The following is a 7086-nucleotide window of genomic DNA, read 5'->3' on the forward strand; positions in this document are numbered from 1 at the left end:
TGATCTATATTTAGCACCTCTACTTTATAAGAACCTTGTTTGATTTTTTAAATCTTCTTTAGAACTATTACTAACAAACTTTAATTCTCTCCTTTAGTGAATAATAAAAACCTTAATGCCGATTGGTTTTCAATACTAGGTTTTCTAGTAATTTTTATATTAGTTCCTAGCGTTTGCATTTTAGCCGTTTTTGCCCTCACGGAGCCATTCGGTCCTAGAGATTGGATAAACTACAATGCAGGACAAATAGGTGATACTATTGGTGGAATTACAGGCCCAATCATAAATTTTGTGGCTGGGGTTCTTGTTTATCTCTCCTTCAAAGCCCAAATCAAAGCAAATAAAGAGCAAGCTACCCAGTTTAAAAGAGAAACAGACGATAATACCTTTTTTAATATGATTGCTCTCCACAATAAAAAGGTGGATTCCGTTACCTATTCTACAGCAAGTGGGGAAAAAGTAGAAAGCTTCTCTGCATTTAAGAACTATACAACTGAATACAATAAGCTTCTTGAAGAAGAATTCAGAATGATGGCGAGAAGAGAAATTTCACATAATTGGGCGAATCTTAGTTATCAAGCTTATGATATAATCTGGCAACCCTATGCCTTATTATATCATAAGCCTGTACACTTCACTGGAAGTCAAAGCCAAGTTGATGAACTAAAGGCTTTATATGGATCAAGCGACGATACCTGGGAACTTACTAAAGGTTTGCTAGGTAATCCTATAGATACACCTCCAGAGGTAAATAGTTCTTTGCAAAAAGTCGGTTATTTACTTTTTGAAAAAATGTCATCAACCCAACGGCTTAAAGCAATCCAAGAGGTCCACTCAAAATTCTATCATGATCATGGACACCACTTGGGGCATTATTTCCGTAACATTCATTATACCCTGGAAATTATTGATGGCTCTGAGCAGCCACAAAAGTATGCTAAAATTTTTCGGGCTCAGCTCTCCCGTTACGAACTGGCGCTAATGTATTATAATGCCCTTAGTTCCATGTCAAGTAAGGAACACGTGCAGCTCCTGATTATATATGACATATTCAATGGTTTATATCCATCTGACTTAGCCCACCATCCAAGCCAAGAAGTTGTGAAAGAGGACCTACTATGCCGGTTAAAATCTCCAGAGCGGCCTTAAAATGGGCTTTGGGTTCTATATCTCCACAGACCAAAATGGAACCTCTTCCATTCACTAACGCTGAGTACTCTTGTTGCCTCTTTTGCGACTATAATGGCTTTGTTTACTAGTAATTTGTTCTATCGGGGCAGCAGAGTGCTTCAGACAGCTAATGCATCTATAGCGACACAGCCAAAGCTTTTTACTTTAATGCGTTCAAATAAGGTTCTTGCCTTGCCTGAACGTGCATCAGCCTGACCTGGCGGGTTCCCCAAACAGGGGTGACAGTGATGGCGGTGACATGAACATTGACCTGGATCTGGTCTATGGCATTATCATTCAGTAACCCGAGGTAAACTTTGCCCCTGTTTGGGGCCTTCATCTGCGAGGCTTCGTTGGATGCTCTTCCCGAGAAGTTAACACTGCTTGACCAATTAAGGGAGCATAATATTTTCATCTTAAGTAAAGGAGCTATTGAAAAATATTATCCAGCAGGGTATACTGGGGCCGAAAAGCCTTCAAAAGCTCTTCATGCTCTTGAATTGGCACGCTCCAGTGGGAGCATTAACGCCACTCTCCCTAGAAGGAAAATTCTTGGGGAGGAGAAGTGTGAGCTATCCTCGATCTTTGAGAAAATATTTACTTGATTATACCCATCATCACTGTCCAAACATGCTCCCGCTTTGATTCTTAGAGAGTATTAATCTTACTTATTGCACCAATGAGTCTTATGTTAAACAATTTTACTATATGTCAAGTTTTATAACGAAAAAACTTGACATATAGATAAGCGCATACTTACCTTTGGGAAAAATCATACCATCGTAGTCACGGCGTAAAGGAAGAGCATGAGCATTATGCAACAAGTCCGGGAAAGAATTGAGAAAGCCCAACCGGGTCAGCTGCTCACTTACGCTGATTTTCAGGTAAACGAAAACCAGCTAGCCGCCTTAGCGGCAGCACTTAGCCGCTTGGCCAAGCAAGGAGTGATCAACCGGCTGGCAAAAGGCCGCTACTACAAGCCCAAGGAAACTGTTTTCGGGAAAGTAAGACCATCTGAAAAGGAGATCATCAAGAGCCTGAGCACCTCCAAAGGCAAAGTCAAAGGGTACGAGAGCGGTTTGGGACTTTACAACCAGCTGGGTCTGACAACGCAGGTTCCCCAGGAGGTGACGCTGATGACACGCAAGCAGCGTCGGGTAGCGAATGTAGGGAGAACCAAAATCCGCTATGTGCAGAGCCCCACCAACTTCAAGGAGTCTGACATTGACAAGCTTCAAGTCCTGGACGCTCTGCGCGGTTACAAGAAGATTCCAGACCGCAACAGCGAGAAGACGATCCTTATTCTGCTTAAGTATATCAAAGAGTTAGCCGAACGCGACATGGATCGGCTCATGGCGCTGGCGCTGGACTACAACCCCGCTACCCGTGCCCTGCTGGGAGCCCTGCTGGAGCGTTTGGGCTTTACAGAGGAGGCAGACAGGCTAAGGCAGTCATTGAACCCGCTGACAAAATACAAACTGGGCATTAGCGAGAGCATACTGCCTAACAGAAAAGATTGGAATATCATATGAACCTGCACCAAAACCCAGAGGTGTTCCGGGATGCCATTACGGCCACGGCAGAGGCCCTGCAGATCAGGGATGTGTATGTGGAGAAAGATTACTGGGTGACGCTGGTGCTCTATAGGCTGGCCCACTCCCCCTACGTGGAGCAGGCGATCTTCAAGGGCGGTACCTCCCTCTCCAAGGCCTATAACCTGATTGAGCGCTTTTCCGAGGACATCGACTTGGCCATCAATGCCGACGAAGGCATGACCAACAACCAAGTCATGCAGCTGATCCGCAAAATCTCAAAAGAGATCACAAAGGACATGGCGGAGGTAAAGGATCCGCACAGGACCAGCAAGGGTTCCCGCTTCCGCAAAACGCTGCACGACTACGGGGCCTCCGTGCAGGGTGACTATGGCCAGGCAACTGACAAGATTCTGGTCGAGATCAACTCCTTTGCCAGCCCTAATCCACACCAGCTGATGCCGATCAAGACCTACATCAGCCAGTTTATGGCACAGCGTAACTTGCTGGACCTGATCCGCCAGTATGGGCTAGAGCCTTTTGAGGTGAACGTGGTCAGCCTGGAGCGCACCTTCACAGAGAAAGTACTAGCCCTGGTGCGGGCCTCTTATGCTGAAAACCCGGTAGATGAATTAAGTAGCAAGATTCGCCATGTCTACGACCTGCACGCCATGCTAAAAGCACCTGCAGTGACCGCTTTCCTGCACAGCGAGGACTTCTTTGAGATGATCCAAGCTGTACAGGCCGATGATGCCCGCAACAGCGAGTTTCAGGGGGACTGGGCCATGCAGCCGTTGGATGCCTGCCTGCTGTTCGCCGATGTAGGAGGAGCCTGGAATTCTTTGGAAACTGCATACCAGCAGGAATTTCGTTCCCTCGTATATGGCACGCTACCTGACCCGGAGGAGATAATTGCCGATTTAGAAACAGTCGCTGCACGCCTCAAGACTTTTGGAAACAGAGAAAGTTAATATTGACCTAAGCCAGATCTTGTAGAGTTGGCTCAATGCAATTAGTCCCACAAGCTGTGGGACTAATTGCATTTCATACTTTAGAATCAAAAAGATAAGTAATCTCACAGGCCTTGCATAGCCGCTTTTCCTGGTAATACTCCGCTATATCGCACCGGCCATTGGTTTTCTGGAAAATATCCAGCCCTCTTCCAAGTACGATTTTCCAACCATTATTTAGCTCAATGGAGCGGTCATGGATGTTTTCATCAAACTCAAAGGAGAAGAAGATACCCGACGGTTCCAGCGAGTCAATGATTTCCTTGAATGCTTCCCTGGCATTCTCCAGGTAGTCTTCGTTGTTGCTGGTAATCAGGTGCAGCTTTACTTCCTGCCCTTCTTCCTTTACTTTGGCGATTAGCGCGGTGAACTCCATGAAGTTGCGCAGCTGGTAGGGCAGCCGGATGTAAGGGTCTGTAAGCTTGATGGCAGTAGCTCCTGCCAAGTGCCTGCCAAACACTTTCTCATAGGAAACACCTGTCTGATTATCTCGGATAATCTTTTGACCCGCTTCCGGTTCTGCCTCCTTAACCTCTGGTTTAGTTACTACTACTGTAGCGCTTTCAGGTGCTGCTTCAAACGTGGATTCTGGAGCCTTTTCTTTAGCGCCGTATTCGATGATTTCAAGCGTCTGTACTTCCTTCTTCGTGCCAGTGGCTTTGTCGGTATAGCTGAAGTCAACCTTCTCAAAGGTCTCATCCATGATATGGAGCTGCTCTTTCACGCGCCTTCTGCACTCGATGGCGAATTCCAATAGCTCTTGGGCATCTTCTTTACCGAAACTACTATCCGGGAAAATCACTTTGACCAGTCCTGAGAAGGTCTTGGAAATAGCCGTTTTATCACGGGTAGTTATACTGTCGGATAGCTCAAAGAAATCGGTGTAGGCATGCGTATGATCCTCCTTGCGCAGTTCTTTCAGTACCTCAGCCAGGTAGTCGACGATGAAGCCGTAGTCTGAGGTGAACATCTCATTTCGGAGCTTCTGCACCTCCCAGCCTGGCAGATAGGCGTGAATTCGGTCCAGGAAGGCGGTGTCGTAGTAGTCTCTTGGCAGCGCCTCAAATAAGTCCGAGTGCTTTAGCATATAGGGCACCGAGTGGTCGGTGTTGCCTACAAATACCATGGAAGCGGAAGCGCCATTGATGACGGGATCCTCGCTGCCCGCGTGCCGCCGGAGGTACTCCCGCGCCCGCTGCAGCGCGGCGGCGGTGACAGCCCTGTCATGCGCATCCGCCTTCAGGCCCTCCGTGTCGACGGTATAGGGCACGTAGCCCTCCGGCCAGCGCGCCACCCCCACGCATCTCCCCTTCAGCTCCGTCTCCACATCAATCTCCGTTAACCCGGCGTGAAACCCGTTAAGGAGCCTGCCCAGGAAGCCGGCCAGCTGCAGCAGCGGCTCCTCCCCTTCCGTGGAGAAGGCGAAGGGGGCCGGGGAGAACAAATCCACCCGGTGGTTCTCCAGGATGTAGCGGCGGAAGCTCTCCATGAACTCGGGCGTGCCCAGGGGGCTGGCCACCACGCTTAGCTGGGGGACGGTACGGTAGAGGTTGTTGTAGATCAGCCCGGAGAGGAACTTGTAGAAGGTGCCCCTGTACTGGAGCGGTGACTTCTGGTGCAGCTTGCGCTTGTCTACCAGTAAAGCGGAAAGGAGAAGCCTAGCCCTCTCAACTCCCGCGCCATTTCCCTCTGCCGGGCCTGGTCTGCCCCATCTCCCGAAAGGAGAAGCTGCCCGTCCGGGAAGTACCGCTGGCGGATCCGGTGGAACCCGGCTTCCACTTCCCTTTTGTGCTCCTCCTCCACCAGTACGACAGTGACGGAGAAGTGCGTGTCTTCTGGATCTTCAAAAATGAAGCCGTGCGCTCCCGACTCGGAGACAAAACCAACCTTTGCCATAACTCTCTATGAATAGTGTAGTTGAACTTCACGTACCTGGGTGCCGGAGGCACTTTCCGGAGCTGCTGTGAAGATACTAACAATATTGACTTTTACTGTATTTTGCTACGCAAACTGGGAGCAACACTTTGTCACGCCTTTTCCCTTATTTGTTACACTATTTAAACGAGGGGAAAGGTATAATAAGGTTAATGAACGTCATGATGAGTTTACCTTTCCACGCCGCTCTGCCTCGCCAGCAGAGAAGCATATCCTCTCCGGCCATAGGTTCTCTGCCGTCCTACCTACTCATCTCGCTAAACAAACTTCTACTCTAGTTTGTGAGACGGCAAAATGGAAATCGGAAGCCCTACAAACTGCGCCTTGCAGCCGCTTCCAGGTTTAGCTTTCCAAAATTCATTTTACCGTCGTTTCCTGGGACAAGACACAAAACTGAGTTGAGCGAGCTGAACAGATTTCTTTCTTTGGAGGATATCCAGAAGAAAATTGAGACATGGCTCAGGAGTATAATCACTTCTGACAGCACAGCCTACTAGGAGCCAGATCGCCAGAAGAATGGGTACAAATTGATATACAAAAAACCAAACTCTCTTATTTCAAAGCAATGTATTAATATACTAAACTATTTATATATAGAATTAAAAGGTTATTAATTGAATGAACTGTAATGGAAGATAGCAAGCCGTATTTCTTTCTTATATATCCAAAGTAAATGCTTATAGGCACATAAGTCAGGAGTAATATAACAATTTTTTTAATTGGTGAGTCTACATCGATATTTTGATAATGTACAACTGCAAACAATACAGAAGTGACATAAAAAGTAATATTGAAATGCTTCTCTATAGCAAAATTAAAGAACTTCTGATAATTAAATATTATAACTATAAAGAATGTAGCTACAGGAATTATAAAGAATAATCCCAAATTATTGAAGACCACAACTAGAATAACAATTATAATTAAAATTGACCAAAAATGTTTCCTTTCGCCACTTAGATGGGTCCTAAAAATAATTTCTTCATAAATTGGAGCTAGTATAATAGCAATTAGAAGTTCTATGTTTGAAAAACTATGAATGGATTCCGTTTGTACAGATGCTCCTAACATTTTGCTAATAGGGTCTGCTACAAGATAAACGTATATAATAATTATCACAAAGTTGATTACCTCGCCTATCCTGGGGCTTTCAATCCTAATTTGCTTTGGGTTTAAAAGAAGTAATGGCTTATTTAGCATTGTTTTTATATTTTGTAAACCTGTGGAAAGCGTGACAAGTATTGATGCTATAATATTTAATCAAATAGAATTTACATTTTTAATTAGAATATCATGTATAGCTAAATCACTTTAATAAAGTAAGTGTACAATTCATCAATAACTGTTGCTATAAGAAATATATACAAAAAATTTAATGATAAAGACTTAATTTCCATTTGATTTAGTTGTAAAAAAAAGGGGGGTATTCTGGGACAGGG

General features: G+C 45.6%; 7 protein-coding genes. 3 read left to right on the plus strand and 4 right to left on the minus strand.

Features of this window, described 5'->3' with window-relative positions; all coding sequences use genetic code 11:
* Nucleotides 1–96 precede the first annotated feature (96 nt).
* A complete protein-coding gene (locus tag LN995_RS22100) occupies nt 97–1149 on the plus strand; it encodes a putative phage abortive infection protein (protein ID WP_229962940.1) in 1053 nt (350 codons plus the stop codon).
* Between the two features lie 181 nt (nt 1150–1330).
* On the opposite strand, the gene LN995_RS20390 is transcribed toward LN995_RS22100, so the two are convergent.
* The gene (locus LN995_RS20390; protein ID WP_229962941.1) at nt 1331–1585 is read right to left on the minus strand and encodes a hypothetical protein; all 255 of its coding nucleotides are present in this window, start codon (nt 1583–1585) and stop codon (nt 1331–1333) included.
* Nucleotides 1586–1985: 400 nt separating this feature from the next.
* On the opposite strand from LN995_RS20390, the gene LN995_RS20395 reads away from it, so the two are divergent.
* A complete protein-coding gene (locus LN995_RS20395; protein WP_229962942.1) occupies nt 1986–2702 on the plus strand; it encodes a type IV toxin-antitoxin system AbiEi family antitoxin domain-containing protein in 717 nt (238 codons plus the stop codon).
* Nucleotides 2699–3673 carry a nucleotidyl transferase AbiEii/AbiGii toxin family protein gene (locus LN995_RS20400; RefSeq protein WP_229962943.1) on the plus strand — a complete coding sequence of 325 codons (975 nt, stop codon included), beginning with the start codon at nt 2699–2701 and terminating at the stop codon, nt 3671–3673. The genes LN995_RS20395 and LN995_RS20400 overlap by 4 nt, the downstream gene beginning before the upstream one ends.
* Before the next feature lie 73 nt (nt 3674–3746).
* Here the strand turns inward: LN995_RS20400 and LN995_RS20405 are convergent, their stop codons facing one another.
* From LN995_RS20405 to LN995_RS20415, 3 genes are all read right to left on the minus strand, one after another.
* Entirely contained in the window at nt 3747–5201 is a 1455-nt protein-coding gene (locus tag LN995_RS20405) for a BREX system Lon protease-like protein BrxL (RefSeq protein WP_262910541.1), read from the minus strand.
* Nucleotides 5202–5344: 143 nt separating this feature from the next.
* Complete coding sequence (locus tag LN995_RS20410) at nt 5345–5608, minus strand: hypothetical protein (RefSeq protein ID WP_229962945.1); 264 nt, start codon at nt 5606–5608, stop codon at nt 5345–5347.
* Nucleotides 5609–6217: 609 nt separating this feature from the next.
* Complete coding sequence (locus LN995_RS20415; protein WP_229962946.1) at nt 6218–6847, minus strand: CPBP family glutamic-type intramembrane protease; 630 nt, start codon at nt 6845–6847, stop codon at nt 6218–6220.
* Nucleotides 6848–7086: the final 239 nt, after the last annotated feature.

The sequence above is a fragment of the Pontibacter silvestris genome, from assembly GCF_020907275.1.
In the GTDB taxonomy this organism is placed as follows: Bacteria; Bacteroidota; Bacteroidia; order Cytophagales; family Hymenobacteraceae; genus Pontibacter; species Pontibacter silvestris.

Coding starts and splice junctions, on each gene's coding strand:
- LN995_RS20405 (WP_262910541.1), bottom strand. CDS start 5,201: ATGGAGAGCTTCCGCCGCTACATCCTGGAGAACCACCGGGTGGATTTG.
- LN995_RS20415 (WP_229962946.1), bottom strand. CDS start 6,847: ATGCTAAATAAGCCATTACTTCTTTTAAACCCAAAGCAAATTAGGATT.
- LN995_RS20390 (WP_229962941.1), bottom strand. CDS start 1,585: ATGAAAATATTATGCTCCCTTAATTGGTCAAGCAGTGTTAACTTCTCG.
- LN995_RS20395 (WP_229962942.1), top strand. CDS start 1,986: ATGCAACAAGTCCGGGAAAGAATTGAGAAAGCCCAACCGGGTCAGCTG.
- LN995_RS20400 (WP_229962943.1), top strand. CDS start 2,699: ATGAACCTGCACCAAAACCCAGAGGTGTTCCGGGATGCCATTACGGCC.
- LN995_RS20410 (WP_229962945.1), bottom strand. CDS start 5,608: ATGGCAAAGGTTGGTTTTGTCTCCGAGTCGGGAGCGCACGGCTTCATT.